19 protein-coding genes and 1 pseudogene are annotated in these 23,051 nt (G+C 64.6%); 10 read left to right on the top strand and 10 right to left on the bottom strand.

Annotated features, from left to right (window positions below):
* Position 1 precedes the first annotated feature (1 nt).
* Positions 2-634 (top strand): response regulator, encoded by a 633-nt coding sequence (locus tag FOY51_RS26575; protein ID WP_149433289.1) that lies wholly within the window; start codon positions 2-4, stop codon positions 632-634.
* 24 nt (positions 635-658) lie between these two features.
* Entirely contained in the window at positions 659-1,348 is a 690-nt protein-coding gene (locus FOY51_RS26570; RefSeq protein WP_149433280.1) for a DUF1707 SHOCT-like domain-containing protein, read from the top strand.
* Here the strand turns inward: FOY51_RS26570 and FOY51_RS26565 are convergent.
* On the bottom strand, positions 1,247-3,643 hold the full coding sequence (locus FOY51_RS26565; RefSeq protein ID WP_149433279.1) for an MMPL family transporter: 2,397 nt from the start codon (positions 3,641-3,643) through the stop codon (positions 1,247-1,249). The two genes, FOY51_RS26570 and FOY51_RS26565, sit on opposite strands and share 102 nt — an antisense overlap.
* Positions 3,644-3,695: 52 nt before the next feature.
* Between FOY51_RS26565 and FOY51_RS26560 the strand changes: the two genes are divergently transcribed.
* Both FOY51_RS26560 and FOY51_RS26555 read left to right on the top strand, forming a co-directional pair.
* Entirely contained in the window at positions 3,696-4,352 is a 657-nt protein-coding gene (locus FOY51_RS26560) for a TetR/AcrR family transcriptional regulator (protein ID WP_149433278.1), read from the top strand.
* Positions 4,353-4,396: 44 nt separating this feature from the next.
* The gene (locus FOY51_RS26555) at positions 4,397-6,253 is read left to right on the top strand and encodes a DUF2339 domain-containing protein (protein ID WP_149433277.1); all 1,857 of its coding nucleotides are present in this window, start codon (positions 4,397-4,399) and stop codon (positions 6,251-6,253) included.
* On the opposite strand, the gene FOY51_RS26550 is transcribed toward FOY51_RS26555, so the two are convergent.
* From FOY51_RS26550 to FOY51_RS26530, 5 genes are all read right to left on the bottom strand, one after another.
* The gene (locus FOY51_RS26550; RefSeq protein WP_149433276.1) at positions 6,231-8,954 is read right to left on the bottom strand and encodes an MMPL family transporter; all 2,724 of its coding nucleotides are present in this window, start codon (positions 8,952-8,954) and stop codon (positions 6,231-6,233) included. The genes FOY51_RS26555 and FOY51_RS26550 overlap by 23 nt on opposite strands.
* A gap of 19 nt (positions 8,955-8,973) precedes the next feature.
* Positions 8,974-9,699, bottom strand: coding sequence for an NYN domain-containing protein (locus FOY51_RS26545; protein WP_149433275.1), 726 nt, complete (start codon positions 9,697-9,699; stop codon positions 8,974-8,976).
* Positions 9,696-10,433, bottom strand: coding sequence for a tRNA (guanosine(46)-N7)-methyltransferase TrmB (gene trmB / locus FOY51_RS26540; RefSeq protein WP_149433274.1), 738 nt, complete (start codon positions 10,431-10,433; stop codon positions 9,696-9,698). Before trmB ends, FOY51_RS26545 begins: the two co-directional genes overlap by 4 nt.
* Positions 10,434-10,489: 56 nt before the next feature.
* Entirely contained in the window at positions 10,490-11,125 is a 636-nt protein-coding gene (locus tag FOY51_RS26535; protein WP_149433273.1) for a TetR/AcrR family transcriptional regulator, read from the bottom strand.
* 91 nt (positions 11,126-11,216) lie between these two features.
* Positions 11,217-12,161 (bottom strand): alcohol dehydrogenase catalytic domain-containing protein, encoded by a 945-nt coding sequence (locus FOY51_RS26530; protein ID WP_149433272.1) that lies wholly within the window; start codon positions 12,159-12,161, stop codon positions 11,217-11,219.
* 61 nt (positions 12,162-12,222) lie between these two features.
* Here FOY51_RS26530 and FOY51_RS28080 point away from each other — a divergent pair.
* The 4 genes and pseudogenes from FOY51_RS28080 to FOY51_RS26510 form a co-directional block, all read left to right on the top strand.
* Positions 12,223-13,116, top strand: a pseudogene (locus FOY51_RS28080) (DUF559 domain-containing protein); the annotation flags it as partial.
* 94 nt (positions 13,117-13,210) lie between these two features.
* The gene (locus FOY51_RS26520) at positions 13,211-14,248 is read left to right on the top strand and encodes a hypothetical protein (RefSeq protein ID WP_235916805.1); all 1,038 of its coding nucleotides are present in this window, start codon (positions 13,211-13,213) and stop codon (positions 14,246-14,248) included.
* On the top strand, positions 14,241-15,731 hold the full coding sequence (locus FOY51_RS26515) for a hypothetical protein (protein WP_149433270.1): 1,491 nt from the start codon (positions 14,241-14,243) through the stop codon (positions 15,729-15,731). Before FOY51_RS26520 ends, FOY51_RS26515 begins: the two co-directional genes overlap by 8 nt.
* 29 nt (positions 15,732-15,760) lie before the next feature.
* On the top strand, positions 15,761-16,069 hold the full coding sequence (locus FOY51_RS26510) for a DUF6802 family protein (protein WP_149433269.1): 309 nt from the start codon (positions 15,761-15,763) through the stop codon (positions 16,067-16,069).
* Between the two features lie 15 nt (positions 16,070-16,084).
* On the opposite strand, the gene FOY51_RS26505 is transcribed toward FOY51_RS26510, so the two are convergent.
* Positions 16,085-16,459 (bottom strand): AMIN-like domain-containing (lipo)protein, encoded by a 375-nt coding sequence (locus tag FOY51_RS26505; protein WP_149433268.1) that lies wholly within the window; start codon positions 16,457-16,459, stop codon positions 16,085-16,087.
* A gap of 540 nt (positions 16,460-16,999) precedes the next feature.
* Between FOY51_RS26505 and FOY51_RS26500 the strand changes: the two genes are divergently transcribed.
* Both FOY51_RS26500 and FOY51_RS26495 read left to right on the top strand, forming a co-directional pair.
* Positions 17,000-18,829: a phosphoenolpyruvate carboxykinase (GTP) gene (locus FOY51_RS26500; RefSeq protein ID WP_149433267.1), complete on the top strand. Its 1,830-nt coding sequence runs from the start codon at positions 17,000-17,002 to the stop codon at positions 18,827-18,829.
* Entirely contained in the window at positions 18,826-19,689 is an 864-nt protein-coding gene (locus FOY51_RS26495) for a patatin-like phospholipase family protein (RefSeq protein ID WP_187776487.1), read from the top strand. Before FOY51_RS26500 ends, FOY51_RS26495 begins: the two co-directional genes overlap by 4 nt.
* Here FOY51_RS26495 and FOY51_RS26490 read toward each other — a convergent pair.
* The 3 genes from FOY51_RS26490 to FOY51_RS26480 all read right to left on the bottom strand — a co-directional run bounded on the left by FOY51_RS26490 (position 19,686) and on the right by FOY51_RS26480 (position 22,921).
* On the bottom strand, positions 19,686-21,050 hold the full coding sequence (locus FOY51_RS26490; RefSeq protein WP_149433265.1) for an MFS transporter: 1,365 nt from the start codon (positions 21,048-21,050) through the stop codon (positions 19,686-19,688). The two genes, FOY51_RS26495 and FOY51_RS26490, sit on opposite strands and share 4 nt — an antisense overlap.
* A gap of 225 nt (positions 21,051-21,275) precedes the next feature.
* Positions 21,276-22,334 carry a PDR/VanB family oxidoreductase gene (locus tag FOY51_RS26485; RefSeq protein ID WP_149433264.1) on the bottom strand — a complete coding sequence of 353 codons (1,059 nt, stop codon included), beginning with the start codon at positions 22,332-22,334 and terminating at the stop codon, positions 21,276-21,278.
* Positions 22,331-22,921, bottom strand: coding sequence for a metal-dependent hydrolase (locus tag FOY51_RS26480; RefSeq protein WP_290367928.1), 591 nt, complete (start codon positions 22,919-22,921; stop codon positions 22,331-22,333). Before FOY51_RS26480 ends, FOY51_RS26485 begins: the two co-directional genes overlap by 4 nt.
* Positions 22,922-23,051 lie beyond the last annotated feature (130 nt).

The raw sequence follows: 23,051 nt of genomic DNA, 5'->3' as shown, positions 1-23,051 counted from the left end.
GATGGTGGTCGACGACCATCCGATGTGGCGGGACGGCGTTTCCCGCGATCTCGACGCCGCGGGATTCGCAGTCGTCGCAACGGCGGAGGGGGTCGCAGCCGCTGCTCGCCGTGCGGCCGCTGTGCAACCGGACGTGGTGCTCATGGACATGCAGCTGCTCGACGGCAACGGTGCCGAGGGCACGACGCAGGTACTGCAGGTGTCGCCGAACAGTCGGGTGCTGGTGCTGTCGGCGTCCGCCGAACGCGACGACGTGCTCGACGCGATCAAGGCTGGAGCGTCCGGGTACCTGGTCAAGAGCGCATCGGCGGCCGAGTTGATCGATGCGGTGCACGCGACGGCCGCAGGCCAGCCGGTGTTCACACCCGGTCTCGCGGGGCTGGTACTCGGTGAATATCGACGCATGGCCACCGCACCTGTGGACGCGCGGGCGCCCGAAGTTCCAGCACTCACCGACCGCGAAACCGAAGTATTACGCCTGGTGGCAAAGGGTTTGAGCGCCAAGCAGATCGCCACGCGACTCTCGCTGAGCCATCGTACGGTGGAGAATCACGTGCAGGCAACGCTGCGAAAGCTGCAACTGGCGAATCGAGTGGAGCTCACCAGGTACGCGATCGAGCAGGGGCTCGAATAACGCGTTTCGCCTATCCTGGATGGCATGGAAGCGAGAGATCTGCGGGTTTCCGATGCGGAGCGCGAACACGTCGGCCAGTTGTTGCAGCGTGCGGTGGGCCAGGGCATGTTGTCGCTGGGCGAGTTCACCGAGCGGATGGACACCGCGCTCGGCGCCAAGACGCGCGGCGAACTGAACGTGGTGCTCGCCGACCTGCCCGGAATCAGGCTGATCGGCGACGAAGCACCGCAGCAACAGCCGCAGGTCCCTTCTGCTCCGCAGCCGGTCTACGGGCAACCGCCGACGTTTCGGCCGGGCGCGGGTGACGTGGTTCGCGGGCGGATGTCCAACGTGACCCGCAAGGGCCCGTGGCATGTTCCGTCGACGCTGCAGCTCAACAGCCGGTTCTCCAGCGTCAACCTCGATTTCACCGAGGCCATCATGACCAGCCAGGTTGTCGAGATCTATGTCGACGATTTCTGTAGCAGCGTGTCGCTGATCGTGCCGGACGAGGCGACGGTCGATCTGAACGGGCTACAACTCATCGGGGCCAACGCGAACAGCCGTGTTCGCACCGGCCCGCCGATCGGGAAGCTGCACATCGTCGTGCGTGGTCGTATTCGATTCGGCTCGCTAGAGGCCAAGCACCCCTTCGGCACCTCGATTCGGCGCATGATGGGCGGCGGAAATATGGGTGCGTGGGGTATGGGCAACGGTGGTCGCTGGCGGCTTTAGGCGCCCAGGCCACCACCAGTTCCACCGCCCCATCAAGCGCATAGCGGCGGGCACAAGCACCATCCGAACCAACGTCGCGTCCAATGCGATCGCGATCGCCATGCCGATACCGATCTGCTGAATCGGCAGAATTCCCGCGATACCGAAGGCGCCGAACACGGTGACCATCAGCAGGGCCGCACCGGAGATCAGCGGCGCCGTGTGCGTCATGCCGCGGGCGACCGCGAGCGAATTGTCGGCGCCCGCGCGATACTCCTCCTTCACCCGGCTGAGTAGGAACACCTCGTAGTCGGTGCTGAGGCTGAACAAGATCGCAAGCAGTAGAACCGGGACGAAGTTCATCTGGTAACCAGGTACTGAGATACCCAGAAGTCCTGCACCCCAACCGTATTGAAACAGCATCACCATGATGCCGTAGGTTGCGCCGACAGACAGCAGGTTCATGGCGATGGCCTTCAGCGGCAGGAACACCGATCGAAAGGTCAAGAGCAGCAACAGATACACCGCGGTCAGCATGAAAACGAGCACCCAGGGCAGGCCGCGTTCGATCTCCTTGTTTGCGTCGTACGCCGACGCCGGGACGCCACCGACCACACCGTGCACGCTGTTGGGCAACTTGTCGGTGATGTCGCGAACACGCTCTACCAGTCGAGTGGTGCGCTCGTCGGAACCCGGTGCGGCGGAGATCACTTCGACGATGAACTTCTTGTTGTCGTCGGACACATAGTGCCGCACCGCGTTACGTGCGTCGGGTGGCAGGGCGCCGAAGATGCTCGAGTTCAGCGCCGCCATCGGATCTGCCGGTGAGATCCGCTCGAGCACAGGTGTCGCGGACTGCACCGCTGCGACGTCGGGAAGACCGGAGAGCTCGCGGGTGTACGACGCAAGGTCGGTGGCGGTGTCCTGCAACTGGGCGGAACTGCTGACCACGACCTGAATGGGAAAGCCGTAGCCCGGCCCGTACTGCTCGGAGATCGTGTCGAACCCGTGGCGCACCGCCGATGGCGACGACAGAATTCGAGAGTCCGGCAGGAACAACTTCATGTGCGTCAACGGAATTGCGAGGGCAAGCAGTGCTGCAGCGCCCGCCACCAAGAAGATCAACGGCCTTCGCATCACGGTCATGGTCGAGCGATACCAGAACGATGTGGTCGGATCCGCGTCGTCCGGTCGTAAGCGGAACCGTCGTGGCAACGGCACCCGTCCGGCGTCGATGCGGCGGCCTAGAAGATTCAGCAGCACAGGAAGCAAGAGCGTTGCCACCAGAATCGACACTGCGACAACGGCAATGGCGCCCACCGCCATCGAGGTGATCGCGTTCAACCGGATGAATGCCACTGTGGACATCGCTACGACGATGGTCAGACCGGACGCGACGACGGTGTGGCCGGACGTACGCAGCGATGCGGCGATGGAATCTTCGACGCTGCCCCCGATCGCCAGTTCTTCTTTGAATCGTCGAATCATGAACAGCGAGTAGTCGATTCCGACGCCAAGGCCCAACATGGTCACGACGTTCTCGACGAAGATCGACAGCTCGACATGCCGTGCGATCGGGGAGAGGATGCCGAGCGTCAACACGATCGACGTGACGCCGACAGCTAGCGACGCGAGCACGGCGGCGACGCTGCGGAACAGCACCAGCAGGATGAGGACGATCAACGGCAGCGTGATCAGCTCGGCCTTGATGAGGCCGGACGTACTCTGCTCGTTCACCTCACCCCAGAAAGCAGGACCGCTGACGATCGAGACATCGAGGCCCTGGCCGTCGAATCGTTGCGTGAATTCCTTTGTCAAAGAGGGGAGTTCGACGGTGGCGGCGTCGTCGTCGACGTTCATGCCGATTGTCGTGAGGGCCGTCGCGCCGTCTTTGCCGAGGAACGGTGCACGGTTGGCGGGGGAGAGCGTGCTCCATCCGAAGCTGCTGGCGGCGTGCATGCGTGGGTCGGCGGTCACCTGGTCGAAGACGTCTCGGGTGCGCTGATCGAATGCTGGGTTGCTAGCCGTGTTGTCGCGATCGTGCACGAGGAGGACTGCCGACGACAGGCCGCGGCCGACGAAGCCGGTTTGAATCTGCTGGGATGCCGTGACGCTGTCCGATGCCGCCACCCACCAGCCGCCGCTGCTCAGCGATCCGGTGAGTGACACACCGCTTGCGCCGCCGACGCCGAGCAGGATCAGCCAGACGATCGCCAGCGGCCATTTGTGCCGCGCGGTGAACGACGCGATGCCCCGTTCGAGTTGCCGGCGCTGCGTGGTCGGCGGAGGTGTAGGTCGTTGTTCGGTGTCGAGCATCGTGACCCCCAGAGCATTGTCCGACTGAAAATTTGTCACATACCGTTAGTCGGTGAATATAATCGTGGTCATCATGGTGGTCAAGACTCGACGCGAGGAATACGCCGCGCTCACCCGCGCCGCGATCCTCGACGCAGCGCTGGAACTGTTCGCGACCGACGGCTACGGACCGTCGTCGATCGATGCGATCGCGCGTCACGCCCGCGTCAGTAAAGGGGCGTTCTACCACCACTTTCCCGACAAGCAGGCCATCTTCGACGAGGTCCTGCAGGAGCAGATGCGCCTGGGCGTCGCCGAGGTGGTCGAGGGGATGGCCCGAGCGCAGGCGACTGCCGAATTCGACGGCAGGGAAGTTGCACTCGCAGGTGCTCGCGAGATGCTGCGAGTCTTCGGCGAGAGCGAAGCGCGACGGTCGCTGATGCGACAGGCCCAAGGTGTGCTGGGCGTGGATCGACTGCGAGAGATCGACGAAAAAGATTCGTTGCCACTCGTGCGGGCCAACCTGGCGTTGCTGGCGGAACGCGGCGAACTGCGCGACGTCGATCTGGACCTGACCGCGGTCATCATCTTCGACCTGCTCTGCTCGGCCGCCATGACCATCAGCTCGGCCGACGATCCGGACGCCGCGACGGCCCGCGCGCAGGAGATAGTCGGCCACATGGTGAGCGGGCTGTTCCGGGAGCAAGAAACCCCCACCACCGGTGAGTAGCGCTACTCAGGTGCACGAGCCGCCCGCACGCGAAGCTTTCTTCCATGACATCACCACGCCCCAACTCCGTCGATCCACGGCTGGTTGCACAGCTGTCGACCGATTTCACCGCTCTCGGTCGCCAACTCGGCGAGGTCGGTCGCGGCCTTACCGCGTTGCGTGTGCAGCTCGAAACCGTGCCGGCTCCGGTACCGCAGCAGCAGTTCCAGCCACCGCAGTTCCAGCAACCGCCGCCGCCACAGTTCGTGCCCCCGCAATACCGCCCACCCCAGCCGCCGCCCAACATTCCGCCGCCGACCTATCAGGCACCGACATGTCAGGCGCCGCAGCCCGAACCGCGGGAACCGTGGTGGCAGCGCGACGGCATGATCAGCCGTATCCTCGCCGTCGCCGGTGCAGGCGTCACCTTGATCGGCGTGGTGATGCTGCTGGTGCTTGCGGCGCAAGCGGGGATCTTCGGGCCACCGGCTCGCGTCGTCGCAGGCGCGCTGTTCTCCGGCGCGTTGGTGTTGGTCGGCGTTCGGGTCTACGGCCGGACGGGCGGTCGTGTCGGTGGAATCGCCTTGGCGGCAACGGGTATCGCAGGCGCATACCTCGACGTGATGGCCGTGACATCGATATACGGCTGGCTCGAAGCGCCGCTCGGGCTCGGTATCGCTCTGGCTGTTGGCGCAGCAGGCGTCGCGCTCGCAGGTAAGTGGCAGTCTCAGTCGCTGGCGCTGCTGGTGGTTGTCGGTGTCGCCGTTCTTGCGCCCATCGTCACCGACGGTCTCACGCTGACCTTGATCGCATTCTTGATCGTCCTGCAGATTGCTTGCTACCCAGCGCAACTGGTCCGCGACTGGCCCTACCTCCACGCAGCCAGAACAGTTCCCGCCGTGCTTGCGTTGATCGGCGCGATCGGCGGCTCGGTGTACGGATCCAGCGCCGACGACTACCGACTGCTCGCGGCCTGCATCGTCGTCGCAGCAATCGGCATCGGCACTTCTGTTGTGGCCGTTCGCCGATCGGTTGCGGACGTCACCGCTAGCGTGACGCTCGGTATCGCAACGGTGCCCCTGCTGCTCTGGACTTCGATGTTCGAACACACCACCATCGCGATCGTGCAAGGCTCACTCGCTGTTGTGCTCTTGGCTGTTGCTGCCTACCGAGTCCTTCCGGTGCACACCAGGATCAGCGCGTTGGCGCCTGCCGCCCTCGCGCTGCTGCAGACCTGTGTCTCGGTGACCGGGCACGACACGCTGCCGATCGCCCTGCTGATCGTCGCCGCCGCATTCGTCGCCTGCTCCGATCCCCTGCGATCCACGGTTGCCTACTGGGTCGGCTTCGCCTTCGCCGCGATCGGCGGTCTCACCTACCTCGACGTCGCGCGACCCGATGCGCTGGTCGCATCTGCAACGGCGGCAAAGGAATTGGGCGCGTCGGCGATGGTGGCGAGCGTGCTGGTGGTCGGTGTTCTCGGGCTGCTGCTGTTCCAGGCTCGCCGCATGGGAATGGGCAAGCAGAACGCGGAGGTCGCGGCCGTCCTCGCCGGGCTGGTCGGGCTGTACGCGGTGACCGCTGCAACCGTCGCCGCTGGAGTCGCCATCGGTGGAGCGGGCGGCTTCACCGCGGGGCACACCGTCGCCACCATCGCGTGGATGCTGGGCGCAACCGCACTGTTGTTGCACGGCTTGCGAATTGCGACCAACGCGCACCTGGTGCTGTTCGCCGGACTCGGCCTGACGGCGGCCGCACTGGCCAAGCTGTTTCTGTTCGATCTCGCCACGCTCGACGGCCTGCTGCGGGTGTCCGCGTTCATCGCAGTCGGTGTTCTGCTGCTGATCGCGGGAACCAGATATGCACGAGCGTTCGCCGAGCGTGACGAGCAGGAAGCGGCTACTCCGGCTTCTGTCGGTTGAGCAGTTCCCTGACGCTCAACGCGGGGCGGTCGGCACTCTTGTGGTGTCGGCCGCCATCGTCGTCGGCCTCGGGTTCTTGCGTCGGTGCAGGTGGCGTCGGCTGCTCGGTCTGGTTCTTGCGCAGATCGGCAAGCCAGTCGTCGATGCCGCGTGACGGTGTGGGCTCGGGCCTCGGCACGTCGACCTCGGGGATCGTCGGGCGAGCAGGCGGCAGGTTCTGCGGTGGCTGCACTCGCGCAGCGCCGTTCGGAACTCCACCGTTCTGGTGAATTCCGTTCTGATGGTTGCCGTTACGCGTTCCGTTCGGCTGCTCGGTGCCGTTTGCCACGGGCCGTCTCGGCGGGGCAGGAGGGCGGGGCCGAGCGGGCGCCGGCTTCTCGTCGGGATGGTAGCGGTGCGGAGCTTCGACGCGAGGAATCGCCGTCGTCAACGGTTCCTCGGTGCGGACCGGATTGTTCGGCGGCGCGAGATGCCCCGGATGCGACCTGACCGGTGGCGCAGGCGGCGCACCGGCGGTGACCAGTTCGGGGATGTCGGTCGGCATCTGCCGCTCGTCGAGGATGGGCTCACCCAACCCGATGCGCTGCTGAATGCGCTTCATCCAGGCGGGTGCCCACCAGCAGTCGTCGCCGAGCAACTTCATCGTTGCCGGAACCAGGAACATGCGGATCAAGGTGGCATCGATGATCAGCGCGGCGATCATGCCGTACGCGATGTACTGCATCATCACCAGCTGCGAGAAGCCGAACGCGCCGGTGACGACGATCAGAATCAGAGCGGCCGCGGTGATGATGCGACCGGTGTGCGCGGTGCCGACCCGCACCGCTTCGGTGGTGCTGGCACCGAGCGCCCTTGCCTCGACCATGCGCGAGAGCAGGAACACCTCGTAGTCAGTGGAGAGGCCGTAGATGATCGAAATGATCAACACCAACACCGGCGACATGATGGGGCCGGGGGTGAAGTTCAGTAGCCCGGACCCGTGGCCGTCGACGAAGATCCACGTCAAAATGCCCAGCGTCGACCCCAGACCCAACGCACTCATCAACGCCGCCTTGATCGGCAGCACCAACGATCCGAAGGTCAAGAACATCAGTAGCGTCGTCGACAGAATGACCAGGGCGATCATCAACGGCATTCGATCGAGCAGGGCTGTGATGCTGTCCTGCTCGATGGCCGGGGTGCCCGTCACGCTGACCGTCGCGCCGTCCGGTTTGGGCATGCTGCGCAGGTAGTCGATCGCCGGTTTGCCGTTGTTGCGATCGACGAGTCCGGCCTTGAGGGTCCAGACGCCGGAATCGAATCCGGGCTTGTCGATGGAGAACTTCTCGACAAGGCCGGGTGCGTTGCTGGCTTCCTTGATCACGGTGTTGATCTGCGCGGCGCTCTTGGTCTGCACGACCAGCTTGATCGGCTCGGTGCGCAGTCCGGGGAACAGCTGATCGAACTCTTGCTGGGCGGCTCGCGTCGGGTTGTCGGGTGGCAGGTACTTCTCGTTGATGCCGCCGAATTGGATGCTGTTGACGGGGATGATCAGCAACAGCAACCCGACGATGATCGGGATGGCCACCTTCAGCGGGTGCTTCATCACCCAGCGGGTGAGCTTGCCCCAGATGCTGTTCTCGATCTCCTCGGATGTCTTGGTCTTGCGGAACCGCTTGAGCCCCAACGCATCGACCCGCGGGCCGAGGATTCCGAGGATCGCAGGCAGCACGGTGACGGCGCAGAGGGCGGCAAGGCTGACGGTCGCGATGGCGCCGTACGCCACCGACTTCAAGAATCCCTGCGGGAAAAGCAGCAGGCCGCCGAGGCTGGCGACGATCATCGTCGCGGAGAAGATGACGGTACGACCCGCGGTCATGACGGAGCGTCGGACCGCGTCTCGGGTGCGGTGCCCCTCTGCGAGTTCTTCGCGGAATCTACTGACTATGAACAGTCCGTAGTCGATGGCGAGGCCGAGGCCGATCAGCGATACGACGGGCGAGACGAACGAGTTGACCTCGGTGAAGTTCGTGATCAAGCGGACGATGCCCCAGGCGCCGATCACCGTCAGGCCACCACAGATCAGCGGCAGTGCGGCGGCGACCACGCCACCGAAGATGAAGAACAGCAGCACACCGACCGCGGGGATCGCCAGGACTTCCATGCGCTGGACGTCTTCTGCCATCGTGTCGTTCAGCGTTCCGGCGACCGGTTGCAAACCGGCGAGTTGAACGTCGACGCCGGGAATCTGAAACGCGTTCTTCACGACGCGGAAGTTCTGTGCCTGCTCGGTATCGGTGTTGCCCTTGATGGCGATCGAGGCGATGCCGTGCTGCCTGGACTTGTCGGCGGCCGCGGCGGTCTGCTGGCCGGAATCGGACTTGAACGCAGAGATGTTGACCTTGTCGATCTGGTCCGGATGATCCTTCGGCAAGCTGTTCAGGCTGTCGGTGACGGCGGCGGAGAACGTCGGATCGTCGATCGTTTTGCCTGCCGGAGCTGTGTAGATAGCAACGACGTCGGAGGTGTGATCGCGTCCGTACGTCGCATCGGTGAGTTGCGCGGCTCGCGACGACTCGGAACCCGGATCGTCCCAACCACTCTGACTCAGGTGGTTTTCAAGGCCCAGACCGTAGGCTCCCAGCGCAAGTAGGCCTGCGACCATCACGCCGATCACCGTGTAGCGCAGGTGATAGACGAAGTTGCCCCACTTGGCGAACACTACGACGCCCTTCGAATCACTACGTGACTCCTTGTCGTGCGTTGAGCAATGCGGACAGCGGACGGAACGGCTGCAACCAGGCACCCTCGTCGGGCAGCGAGTCCAGGCTCACGCGCGGCAGCGGTTCCCGGAACACTCCCGGGATGTCCTCGAGGTCGACGAACTCGAGCTCCTCGGACGACACCGCCCAGCTGGCATGCTCACGAAATCCGAGCACCTGCACCGGGATGCCGGTTGCTGCGATCTTCTCCAACGGCTCGCGAAACGCCTGTCCATCCGCCGACGCCACCATGACGCCTGCCAGGCCGCCGTCGCGTGCCCGAAGTTCGATATGTGCCAGCATGTCGGCATCGACATCGCTGTCCTCATCGACCTTCGGCTTGGCGAACACCGCGAAGCCCACGTTACGCAGAGCTTCCACCCAGGGGCGGACGACGTCCGCACTTCCGGGGGCGATGTTGGTGAAGACGGTGGCTTCGGGCTCGAGTGAGCGGTCGCTTCCGGTCGACAGGGTCGCCGTCCGATTGAGCAGCCACCGACCGAGCGCGTCGAATCTGGGCCGATACGCGGCCGTCGGACGCCCGCCGAGGATTGCGCCGAGGCCCATGTCCAGGTTCGGGGCATCCCAGACCAGCAACACCCGTCGCAGGTCGCGGCTGTCGCGGCCGTTCGCGCCGACCTCGGCCGCACCGTTGGGGCTGGGGGCCGGCAGCTCGCTGTCCGGTACCGCAACGCTTCCGCTCATGACCTGATCTTCCCCCATATCAACTCGGTGATGGAGCTTCCGACCAGATGGGCCTTGTTCTCGAATTTGGTGACCGGGCGTTCGTGCGTCATCGGCGACTCCCAGTCCAGTGCGGTCAATTGCGGTTCAGCATTTCCGACCTCGGCAATGAACTCCGCGTATTCGGCGTGATCGGTAGCTACATGTAATACGCCGCCGGACTGCAGTCGGCTTGCTATCAAGGCAAAAGTCGGCGCTTGCAAAAGTCGCCGCTTGTGGTGGCGGGCCTTGGGCCAGGGGTCCGGGAAGAAGACGCGGACACCTGTCAGCGACTCCGGTGCGAGCATGTTCTCCAGCACGTCGACGGCGTCGCCGCGCAAGAGGCGGATGTTGGTGATCTCTTCGCGTTGAATCTGCTGTAGACACTGTGCGAGGCCGGGGCGGTAGACCTCGACGGCGATGAGATCGTTCTGCGGCTCGGCCTTGGCCATCGCAGCCGTCGCGGTTCCGGTGCCGGAGCCGATCTCGACGATCAGCGGTGCATCGCGGCCGAACCACGCGGCGGTATCGATGCGGTCGTCGCCGACGTCGCGGCCGATCTGCGGCCACGTTTCGTCCCAACACACCTGCTGGGTAGCGGTCAATGCGCCACGGCGAGACCGGAAACTCGTCACCCGCGGATGGAGCCGCGAGCCGCGTTCCTGGTCCTTGTCGGCCTCTTGGTCGGAGCGGTTCACCGGTTCATTGTCCCGCATAAACGCGATGTGTGACACCTGGGGCTGGTGGTGAGGTTGGGGCGAGCAGTTCGGTACTACTGCGCAGCCGGTTCCGTGAAGCTGCGGGCCACCGTAACGAAGAGGTCCACACGGAGCTGGCGGAGCACCTCGCTGTCCGGCTCGAGGAGGCATTGCAGCAGCGTCCCGTCGTGAACGGCGACGAGCGCGCGGCCGAATGCATTGCTGTCGGTGATGCGCAGCCCTGACTGTGCTGCAGTCGCCTCGAACAGCGGCATGATCGCGTCGAGAACGGCCCGCTCCTGTTCCAATACAGCCTGTTCGAGAGGTGGGGTGCGCAGTGCATGCGCCGTGAATTCCGCGGAGATGCGATACCACTTCTCGTTCAACGGGATCGCATCCACGAGGCGGCGGATGCTGTCGTCGAGTTGGGACGTGCCGTCGAGCTGCAGGTGCGTGAGGCCTGCACGCAGGCCGGCGGTCATCCGCTCGGACGAGCGCCGCCACATGGTCAACGCCAACTCGTCGAGGTTGTCGAAGTTGGAATAGAAAGCGCCACGGGTGAATCCGGCGCGCTCGCAGATCTGCTCGACGGTCGCGCGGCCGAGCCCTTCTTCGGCGAAGACATCCAGAGCCGCGTCGAGCAGGCGCTCGCGGGTAGCAGCGCGTTTACGGGTCAGCGGTGCGGCGCCGCTCGCATCGAACGTTGTCATCGCGACTGCTCCACCTTTCGTGATGCGCAACAGATGGCAGGTAATCGTATGACGAACGCTGCTGCGACGCGCCGATCGCCGTGGCGAGTGGCTAGATCAGTACCACTTTGCCCAACGTGCGCCGCGCATCGAATTCGATGTGCGCGTGTGCGGCATCGGCGAGAGGAAATCGTGTGATCTGCGGAATCAGTTCGCCCGCAGCCGCTTCGGCAAGGGCTTCGGCCGCCCACGTTCGGTTCTTCTCGGGCGTGAAGCCGCCCAGTGCCATCGTCGACGCGATGCCGAGTTGCGCGAGTTCGGCATCGCTGACGCCGGTCGGGTGTCCGAAGAAGAGTGCCCTGGCGTGAGGGGCGAGCACGTGCACGGCCGCGGCGCCGATCGTTCCGCCTGAGCCGTCCAGCAAGACGGTGGGACGATGTCGTCGGATCTGTTCCAGCCAATCCGGTTGGTTGTGATCGACCGAGAGGTCGGCGCCGAGAGTCGTTGTCAGCGTGGTCTTCTCCGCTCCGCCGGAGACGGCGATGACGGTTGCGCCGAGACGGTGTGCAGCTTGAACGAACAAAACGCCGAGACCGCCCGCTGCGCCGGTGATCAGCACGGTGTCGGCCGCGGAGAGCTGCGCGTTCGCGAGTAGCCCGAGCGCGGTACGGCCGGTGCCGACCATGGCAACCGCGATTCCTGCGTCGAGAGCGGGGTCGATCGGATGAAGGTCGACGTCGGGTGCGAGCGCGAACCGCGCGTATCCGCCGTTGGCATTGCCGAGCGAAACGGCGACGCGAATGCCCAGCAGGTGCCGATCGACGTCGTTGCCCACCTGGTCGACAGTGCCCGCAACCTCGCGGCCTGGCACGTAGGGCAGGTCGGGCAGGGGGAATGTGCCGAGCCGATGGCCTGCCCTGACCTCGAGATCCACACGGTGAATCCCGCTGGCCTCCACAGCTATCCGGACTTGTCCGGGACCAGGTACCGGATCCGGCTTGGTCTTCCAACGCATCTGTTCCGCGGATCCGAACTCTGTCACGACGATTGCTTCCATGAGATAACCGTGCAACCGAAAGTGTGGTTCAGGTCAAGCGGCTGAAACGCTATCTGTTCACATGCGAAAATCTATCCACAGGTCTGCCCGATTTGCCGCTTGTGAGGCCGAATCCGACTCGGTCGTAGCCGATGCTGCAGCGATGAACTCGTTCGGTATCCGCACACTGGCACAGCTTGCAGCCGAGGGCGTTTCGGCGAGTGCCGTCAGCAGGCGATGCGGCAACGGCCGATATCACCGACTGCTGCCCGCGATCTACTCGATCGGCGAGCCGACCGGCCTGGGCCGCTGCTTCGCGGTGACGCAATGGCAGCCGCATGCGGTACTCAGTCACCGCACCGCCGCGTGGCTACACGGGTGGCTGCCCGAACCGTCTTTGATCGAGGCGACAATTCCGCGAAGTTGCCGAGTCCGTACCTCGGTGCGGTGGGTGCACCTCTACCGCCGCGATCTCGATTCCCTGGAGATCGCCGAATCGTGGTCGATGCCGACAACCAGCCACGATCAGACTCTCTTCGACTGCATCGCCGTCTGCCGATCTGACGAATTGGCGAAGCTCGTGGACGACCAGCTCACCCGGTCGGTCAGCCGAGAGGCGTTGCAACTGCTCCGGAAGAAGAAGGTGAAGCAGTGGGGGACGGTCGAGGTCGACCGCCAACTCCGGATCGCGGCCGTGCATTCGGCGTCCGAGCCGGAACGCATGTTGGCGCGGGCACTGAACTCGCGATGCTTCCCGCTGCTGGCAAACCTGCCGGTCGGGCGCTATATCGGCGATTTCGTCGACGAGCGAGGACGAGTGGTGGTCGAGGTCGACGGCCGCGAATTCCACAGCGACCCGACTACCTTCAGGAACGATCGGCGTCGACAGAACTGGCTGGTGAGCGAAGGTTGGCTGGTCTTGCGTTACGCCGCATACCACGTGCTGGCCGATCCCGACGCTGTTGCCGACGAGGTGATCCGTGTGGTCCGACGACGCAGGCATTTGCGTAGGCTACCGTTCGACGCGACCCGGAATTGCCCATCTGCGACAATGTCGGCCGGGGGTGGACATGTCGAAATTTGCGGAACTCGATCGGCTGCTGGAGCAGGCCGATCCGGGGATCGTCGACCAGCTCCGCGCAGCCGTCGCAGAGGCCGATCGGCCGGTCAGCGTGCAGATAGCCGGCCGCGCAGGATCGGGGCGGTCCACTGTTGCTCGTGCCCTCGGCGTGACCGACCCAGAATTCGTGCAGATCGATTCACTCGACACTCCTGCCGCAATCCTCGACGCCGATGTGGTTATCTATGTGATCGCCGAACGGCTGCAATCCGCCGATCGTGATGCCCTTGCGATGGTGTCGCCCGCCAATGCCGTCGCGGTCCTGAACAAGGCAGACGCAGTCTCTTCGCACTGGTCCGACGTGGTGGTCCGCGCCAACGACACGATGAAAATCACTGGTGTGCAGACCGTTCCGCTGGTCGCGCCGATCGGGGGGACCACTTCGATGTCGACGGTCGGCGATCAGGAACTGCGCGATTTTCGAATCCTGGCCGCCAGCGACGATCCGACGCTGACTTTGTCGCCCGATCTCTTCGCCGCAGCCGAGGTGCCGGTCAACACCCGCGATCGGCTTGCGCTGCTGAGTCGTTGGGAGCTGGCCGGTGTCACGACCGCGCTCGATACCATGCGCCGAGAGCCGAACATCGATGCCGCCCGCCTGACTCAGATTCTGCACGCGTTCAGTGGAGTCGACGCTGCGAAAACCGTTGTGGCGGCTCGGGTGCATCGTTCGGCAGCGCTACGGGGTGGAGCGTTGCTCGACACACTCGAGAAGCTGGCGGCACGTAGTTCGTCGCGCGATCCGATCGAGCAGTTTCTGCGCGGACCCACGGCCGCCGAGCTCGGGTTGGCGGCAGGGCTGGCGAGCCCCGCTCTGGTCGACGTGGTCGCCGGTCGTGATGCGCGGCAGCCGGTGAACGCCGCCGAAGCGCTACGACTCGCCGAATGGTGGACCCGGTATGCCGCAAGCGATGTCGGTGCACCGAGCCGTCGTGCGGCGAACCGAATCCGGCACGGTTACAGCGCCCGATCGGTCGAGCGTGCCTGACACCGGCCTGTCGCCCGAAGCCGCCACCGTCGTTTCGCGCTGGAATCCGGACGGCTTGCGCCAGCTCTCTCGGGCAAGCGTGGGGGATCCCGGCAATCGCACTGTGGCAGTGGTGGATCCGACGCGCGCCGATCGCAACGAGCTGGTGGACGAGTTGACCGCCATCGCCCCCGACCTGCAGTTCGCCGATTCGCCCGCCGACGCGGCTGTCGTGCTGATTCTGCTCGACGCGGCCGCGCCGCTCGGTGGTGAGGCGTTGCAAATGGTCGACCGATTGGCGTCGTCTGGCACCGGGGTGCTCTTCGCGTTGCAGCGCATCGACGCGCATCGTGATTGGCGAACCGTGCGCGAGCGAAACGCCCAATTGCTTGCGCGGCATGCGGGTACGTTCGCCGACGCACCGATCTGGCCGGTCTCTGTTCGGTTGGCGCGGCTGGCGCGAACCGGTGGGGCACGCACCGATGTGATGATGGTGAATTCGGGGCTGGTCGAACTGCATGGTGCCCTCGCCGCAGAACTGTCGTCGCGTCCCGAGCACGCGGCCCGACTTGCCGGTGCCGCAGACAATCTCGCCGACCGGACCCGCCGCATGATCGCTGCTAAGGCCGATTCGATTCGACACAACGACGACACCGCCGAGCTCCGAGCCGAGCGCGCCACGTTGCTGACCCGGCGTGACGGCGGCCGAACCGAAGCCGCGGCAACGCTACGCAGCCAAGTGCAGCTGGCCCGGGTGGAGCTGACGCACGAGGTCGGCAGTCGGGTTCGGTCGGTCAACGTTGCGGCGCGCTCCGACATCGACTCCTGCGATCGTGACCAGCTCGCCGAGTTTCCGGAGCGATTGGATGCCGCCGTCGCTCGAATCGCCGGCGATCTCGATGCGTACACCCGGCAACGACTGTCCGACTTGCAGGCAACCCTGAAAGCGGAAACCTGGCCTGCTGCCGAGTCGCCCGGTTACCTCGACGTCGGCGACCGTCCCGAGCCGCGGCACCGTGGCGTCGAGGATCGGATGATGATCGCTGTCGGAGCGTCGGCGGGCGTCGGAATCGGCAGGTTGGTGGTGTCACCGTTGACGATGGTGCCCGCGCTGGACATCGCGACCATTCCGGTGACGCTGCTGCTCGGTGGCTGCGCGGCGTGGTGGCTTACGCGGTCGCGCGGGCAGATTGCCGACCGAGCTCACCTGCGGCAGTGGGCGGCGGACGCGCTGATCAACGTCAAGTCGCAGTTGGAGCAACGCGTGCTGGCGGCATTGGTCGAAACGGAGGCGCAGTTGTCCGAGCATGTCGGTCGGGCTGGTTCGGCCCGAGCGCTGGAAGTGGACCGCCAGGTCGCAGGCATCGATGCCGAGATTCGACGGCGCAGCGCGCGTCGGGCTGCCCAGTTGGCGTCGTGCGAACGCGATCTCGAGGTGATCGGACGACATTTCGCCGCACGTGGAACCGATCGTCGATTCGGCGCGTCAAACACATCGAGCTGAAGTCTGTCCTGCCCGAGTAAGGAGCCTTGATGATCGCGTCCAACGACTTCCTGTTGCCGGATCTGCCGCACATCGACGCGTCGAGCTCGCTGGACGACCTGGGGGCGGTCGCTCTCGATCACCCGACGCAGGACATCGATGGTGACGGCACTCCGGACACCAACACGATCACCGTCGACGACTCGCTGGTCGTCGTATCGGATATCGACCTCGACGGTTTCGCCGACCACCTCTCCGTCGTCGATCACACCGGTGAGTTCGCGTCGTGGCAATTCACCCAGGGTGCCGACGGTGAGCCGCACTGGGAACAGACCGATCACGGCCGGTTGGGCGAGTAGACAGCCACCGCTGCGTCATCCGTAGATGTCGACGACAACTCGCGCGGGGTCGTAGCGCGTGTTGACCAGAAAATTCGGGTGATCGGCGCGAATCCCAAGAAACGACTGCGTCGTCCGCTCGAAACTAGGTGTGAGTACCACTTCGACGACGTTCCGGGCAGCGGGATCCGTCAACGGATTGGGTCCGTTGTATTCGATCGTCCCGCTCTCGAGGGCGGAGGCGGTGTCGTAGAAATAGATCTGCAGAATCGACCGACCGCTCATCGAAGTCGAGGTGGATCGTCCGCGCTCCGTCGCCTCGGCGACGTACTCGGCGCGCCAGCCAGGGCAGCACGCGCCTCCGAAGTAGTAGGAGACACGATCGAATCCTTCGTGTCGCTCGATGCGCACGTCGCTGACGGTGACGCCTGGAACGGGCGTTGTCTCGGGAGGTGTAGGTGTTCCCGGTGTGGTCGGTAGTACGAGTGGCGGGAGCAGCGTTTTCGGTGAGTCACACGCCGGCCCGAAGCAGGGAACGCCAGTCGAAGCGGGGCCGTTGACTCCGCCCGACTGTGCCTCCGGGATCGCGCGTCGCGGTTTCGATGTGCTCGCCGCAGCATCGAGTTGTCCTTCGTTCGATTCGCAGCCGGCAGCCAAGAGAAGCGACATCAATATCGCGACCAACGGGATCACCGCACGCGTGTTGTCCCTCATGTCCGGTTATCGGTCTGCATGATCGGAATGTGACGGCTCGGCCCCGGGTTGGACCCGATTCTGTGGATGGGGTATCGCAGAGTTAACCTCTAGGTCTAGGAACCCCGGCACCCGCACGAGCACGCATGGCATTTCTCTATGCGAAGGACGTGGGCTGCTCCCGCCGACTGGGGGATACTGGAGTATCGGTGCAGGTCAGTGCCGATGCGCGGTACAGCCCCACTTCAGGAGAGTTTGATGACCTCAGCGACCATTCCAGGTCTCAGCGGAACCGACACAGCGCCGACCCAGCACGCAGACTTGCTTGCGTGGGTGCGCGAAGTTGCCGAGCTCACACAACCGGATCGTGTTGTGTTCGCCGACGGCTCCGACGAGGAGTGGGATCGCCTGACCAGTCACTTGGTGACCGCGGGTACGTTCCAGCAGCTCAACCCAGACAAGAAGCCGAACTCGTTCCTGGCACTGTCCGACCCGACCGATGTCGCACGCGTCGAGTCCCGCACCTACATCTGTTCGCGCAACGAGGCCGATGCAGGCCCGACCAACAACTGGGTCGATCCGACCGAGATGCGCGCAACCCTGACCGACCTGTTCCGTGGCGCGATGAAGGGCCGCACCATGTATGTGGTGCCGTTCTGCATGGGCCCGCTCGGTGCCGCTGACCCGAAGCTGGGTGTCGAGATCACCGACTCCGAGTACGTCGTGGTGTCGATGCGTGTGATGACCCGGATGGGTACCGCGGCGCTGGAGAAGCTGGGCACCGATCGCCCGTTCGTGAAGGCGCTGCACTCGGTGGGCGCACCGCTCGCCGAGGGCCAGGCGGACGTGCCGTGGCCGTGCAGCGACACCAAATACATCACCCATTTCCCCGAGGATCGCGAGATCATCTCCTACGGTTCCGGCTACGGCGGCAACGCGCTACTGGGTAAGAAGTGCTACTCGCTGCGCATCGCGTCGGCCATGGCCCACGACGAGGGCTGGCTGGCCGAGCACATGCTGATCCTCAAGCTCATCAGCCCGGAGAACAAGAACTACTACGTCGCCGCGGCCTTCCCCAGTGCGTGCGGCAAGACCAACCTCGCGATGATCGAGCCGACCATCCCCGGCTGGCGTGCGGAGACCTTGGGTGACGACATCGCCTGGATGCGTTTCGGTGACGACGGCCGCCTCTACGCGGTGAACCCGGAGTTCGGCTTCTTCGGTGTGGCGCCGGGTACCAACTGGTCGTCGAATCCCAATGCGATGAAGACGGTGGAGGCGGGCAACACCGTCTACACCAACGTCGCGCTGACCGACAATGGTGACGTCTGGTGGGAAGGTCTCGAAGGCGACCCCGACCACCTGATCGACTGGAAGGGTCACGACTGGGATCGTGAGTCGGAAGAGAAAGCGGCTCACCCGAACTCGCGCTACTGCACCCCGATGTCGCAGTGCCCCACGCTGGCTCCGGAGTGGGACGACCCGCAGGGTGTGCCGATCTCGGCGATCCTGTTCGGTGGTCGCCGCAAGACCACGGTTCCGTTGGTGACCGAGTCGCTGGACTGGCAGCACGGCGTGTTCATGGGCGCGACGATGAGCTCCGAGCAGACTGCCGCCGCCGAAGGCAAGGTCGGTTCGGTGCGCCGTGACCCGATGGCGATGATTCCGTTCCTCGGCTACCACGTCGGCGACTACGTCAACCACTGGATCAACCTGGGCAAGAACGCCGACGCGCAGAAGCTCCCGAAGATCTTCTACGTCAACTGGTTCCGTCGCGGCGACGACGGTCGCTTCCTGTGGCCCGGATTCGGTGAGAACTCCCGCGTGCTGGAGTGGATCGTGAACCGCATCGAGGGCGCCGCGGAGGGCGAGTCGACGCCGGTGGGCTATGTGCCGACCGCCGCGCAGATCAACCTCGAGGGTCTCGATGTGGACTCGACTGACGTCGACGAGTCGCTGAAGGTGGACGTCGAGGAGTGGAAGAAGGAAATTCCGCTCATCGAGGAGTGGTTCGAGTTCATCGGCGACAAGTTGCCGTCCGGTGTGCGCGACGAGTTCGAGGCGCTCAAAGAACGACTCCACAGTTGAGTTGGGCGCTGGTCCTCGCAGGCGGCGGATTGACCGGTCTCGCGTGGGAGGCCGGCGTCGTCAACGCACTCGTCGACAGTGGCATCGATCTGCGCAGCGCCGACCTGGCGATAGGCACGTCGGCCGGTTCGATCGTCGGTAGCTTGCTGTTCGGCGGTGTCGAGCCCGCGGAGATGAAGAAACACATCGCCGATCCCGACAACAGCCCGCTGAACATCTCGGGCCAGCCGAACACCGACGGCGATCCGATGGCCAACCTGCAGGTCTTCGCACGGTGGAGTGCGGTCAAGTACATGGACACGACGGCTGCACAGGCGATCGCCGAAGCCGCGTCGCGTGCCAAGACCATGACCGAGGCGGCGTGGACGGGTCTGTTCGAGGAGATCATCGGCCCGCTGACCTGGTCGCCGCAACTGCGAATCGTGTCTATCGACGCGGCGTCGGGCGAGCGTAAATTCTGGTCGAACGACGATGGGGCACAGCTGGTTCGAATCGTGCCGTCGTCCTGTGCGGTGCCGGGAATCTTCCCGCCTGTCGAGGCGAACGGCAGCCACTACGTCGACGGTGGGCTGTGGTCGAACACCAGCGCCGACTATCTGCTCGAACATCGGGTCGACAAGGCACTGCTGATCAGTCCGCTCGGCGGCGACGGCGATTGGGCGGGACTGTTCGCCGATCGGGCAACCGACCGCGAGATCGAGCAGCTGAACGCCGCCGGGATCGAAACCGTGCTGTTGCGACCGGAACCGCAGATCGCCCCTTTGACGGCGTTCGACGAGTCCAAGCGGGTGGCCTGGTTCGAGACCGGACTCGACGACGGCCGCAAAGCCGCCGATCGAGTCCGTGCGTTCCTCGCCTAGGCGCGCTCGGCGGCCAGCTGCTTCTGCTCCTCGACCGACTCGGGCGTGCCCGGAACCTCGGTGCCGCGCAACGACAATCCCTTGGTTTCGATCAAGAACAGCGCTGCGACGATGCCGATGACGCAGGCGCCGAGCATGTAGTACGCCGGAATCAGATTGGTGCCCGTGGCGTCGATGAGTGCTTCGTTGATCGCCGATGCGGTACCGCCGAAGAGCGACGTCGCGACGTTGTAACCGATGGCCACACCGGCGAATCGGACGATCGTCGGGAACATCGCGGGGAAGGTCGCCGAGATGGTGGCGAGCTGGGGAGCGTAGAGCATGCCCAGCACCGCGAAGCCGACGATGGCGCCTGCCAGGCTTGTGCCGATCAGCAAGTACATCGGAATCACCGCGACCACCAAGGCCGCACACGAGAAGAGCCACATCGGTCTACGCCCGACTCGATCGGACAGCGCACCGAAGAACGGCAGCGTGAACAGCATGGCCAGCTGGCCGAACAGCGGAACCAGTAGCGCATCGGATTCCTTCATGTCCAGCGTGGTCTGCAGATAGGTCGGCATGTAGCTGAGCAGGGTGTAGTTGACCACGTTCAACGCGATGACCAGGCCGAACAGCGTCAGGATCGGACGGGTGTATTTGGTGATCAGGTCCTTGAAGACACCCTTGACCTCTTCTGTCGCCTCCTTTGCTTCCAGCTCGCGGAACACCGGCGTGTCTTCCATGCGACTACGGAGATACATGCCGATCAGGCCGAGTGGTGCGGCGACGAAGAACGGGAGGCGCCAGCCCCACGACTGCAACGAGCCGTCGTCGAGGGTGTTCACCAACAGCAAGGCGATCGCGTTGCCGAGCGTGAAGCCGGTGAGCGTGCCGACCTCGAGGAAGCTGCCGTAGAAGCCGCGCTTCTTGTCGGGCGCGTATTCGGCCATGAAGGTCGCCGCGCCGCCGTACTCGCCACCCGCCGAGAAACCCTGCACCATGCGGAATGCGTACAGCAGCACCGGCGCCCAGATGCCGATGGTCGTGTAGCTGGGAATCAGGCCGACGGCAACCGTGGAACTGGCCATCAGGATGATGGTCATGGCCAGCACACGCTTGCGCCCGATCTTGTCGCCGAGCGGACCCCAGAAGAGGCCGCCGATCGGACGCACCAGGAACGAGATGGCGAAGCCGACCAGCGTGTACAGCACGCCGTTGGAGCCTTCGGGGAACAACGAGGCTGCAATGTGGACAGTGAGGTACGCGTACACCCCGTAGTCGAACCACTCGACCGCGTTACCGATCGCCGAGGCGCCGATCGCTCTGCGCAGGATGCTGGGCGGCACCTCTGCGGTGGTGGTTGGGGATTCCTGCGACATGGAATTACTCCTGTCAGGGCCGATACGGCGTGCTTTGCTAATTGTTGACAATCAGCAACCGTACACAGCTAAGCGCGTCCCCGTGACTCAAAGGCGACGAACTCGGCACACACGACGTTCTCCGTTGGCTGGTTACCCGAAGTAGACAGCCGTCCACTTCGACGCTCCATTTTCGACAAAACTGGAGTTGGTTTACCCAGCCGATGCCGACGCCAAACATGCCGATCAGAGGTCGACTGCCACCCGCGCGCCTGCTGCGCGTGACACGCAGATCAACATCGAAGTCTCGCGCTCGTCCGGCAGCAGCGTGCTGTCACGGTGTTCGACGGTGCCGCCGAGGACGTCCACCTTGCACGAGCGGCAGAAGCCCTGCTGGCACGAGTACGACACGCTGGGAACCGCGCGTCGGATCGCGCTCAGTGCCGACTCGTCCGCGGCCACCTGAACGGTTTTGCCGCTGCGGCTCAGCACTACCTCGAACGGTTCGCCACCTACCACCGGGGGTGCGGAGAAGCGTTCGGTGTGCAGCGAGCCGGTCGGATTGATCTGCGGCATCAGCGCGCGAGCGGCATCGAGGAGCGGCGGCGGGCCGCACAGGTATACCGCGGCGCCCGGATCGGCCTGCTTCAGCAGTTCCGCGACGTCGGGGAAGCCGACCTCGTCGTCGGGGCGCACGTCGAGCCGGTCGCCCGCGACTGCGCGCAGTTCGTCGACGAACGGCATGCTGTCGCGCGACCTACCGAGGTAGATCACCTTGAACATGCCACCACCGGTGGCCGTCATGCGGACCATCGGCAGGATCGGCGTGATGCCGATTCCGCCCGCGATGAACAGGTGCTGCTTTGCAGGGATGAACGTGAACGCGTTACGCGGTCCACGCACCCGCAGGACGTCGCCTGCGGCGATGTCACTGTGCACCTCCAACGAGCCGCCACCGCCATCGGCGATGCGGCGCACGGCAATTCGGTACTTCGTCAGATCGGCCGGACTGCCGTTCAGCGAGTACTGACGCTGTTTTCCGGAGGGCAGAAAGATGTCGACGTGAGCGCCGGGAATCCAGCGCGGCAGCAGCTTCCCGTCGGGGCGCACCAGCGTCAGACTGACGACGTCGTCAGCTTCGACAACCACGCGCTCCACGATCAGATCCATGTCGAATCCCGTGCGCTTGATCTGCCGGGGTCGCGACAGCACCGAGGCGATCGGGCTTTCGGCGAACACCTTCGAATACACCCGTGACGCGAAATCCAGTGTGCGAAGCAGTGGCGACGGGTTCTGCTCGATCATTCGGCCGCACGCGCGGCGGGTGACTGCGCGAGGTAGCGAACGGCCGTATCGATGGGGCCCATGTTCGACGGGTGGAAGTTCGGCATCAGGTACTTCGGGATCTGGTCGAAGAAGAAGCTGACATTGGGAACCAGACCCTTACGGGTCGCCTGGAACAACTCCCACGGCCACGGCCTGCGATTTTTGACGGACTTGTCTTGCGCGTAGAGGTGGCTCGACGTGGACATCCACAGCGCGGCGAGGCCGATCGACGCGATGAACGCCGTGCGTACTCGACGGGCGTAGCTGCCGTCGACGTGCTGGTACACGTCGTAGGCGACGTTGCGATGTTCCATCTCTTCCGCGCCGTGCCAGCGCAGCAGATCCAGCATGGTCGGATCGACACCGACTGCATCGAACTTCTTGTTCTCGATCAGCCATTCGCCGATGACGGCGGTGAAGTGCTCGGCTGCTGCGTAGATCCCGAGACGCTCGTTGAGCCATTCCTCGCCCGCGCGACCCTCGAGGCCGTGGTCGCCGAAGATCTGGCCGACGATGTACTCCATCAGCCGCATTATGCGGGGGACGTCGTAGCCGCCCCCTTCCAAGTACTTGCGAAAGACATCTCACGAAGCTAAATGTCAAGCCGCGAGCTCGGAAGGAGGTGGAAACGCCTGATGTTCGTCGTAGAGCCGGCCGGTTTGCAGGCAGTGGTGCAGCTGGCCGAGGAACTTGTTG

The sequence above is a fragment of the Antrihabitans cavernicola genome (genome assembly GCF_008297975.1).
GTDB lineage: Bacteria > Actinomycetota > Actinomycetes > Mycobacteriales > Mycobacteriaceae > Antrihabitans > Antrihabitans cavernicola.
The sequence above is the reverse complement of the archived record's forward strand: the minus strand, read 5'-3'. Positions and strand labels throughout refer to the sequence as shown.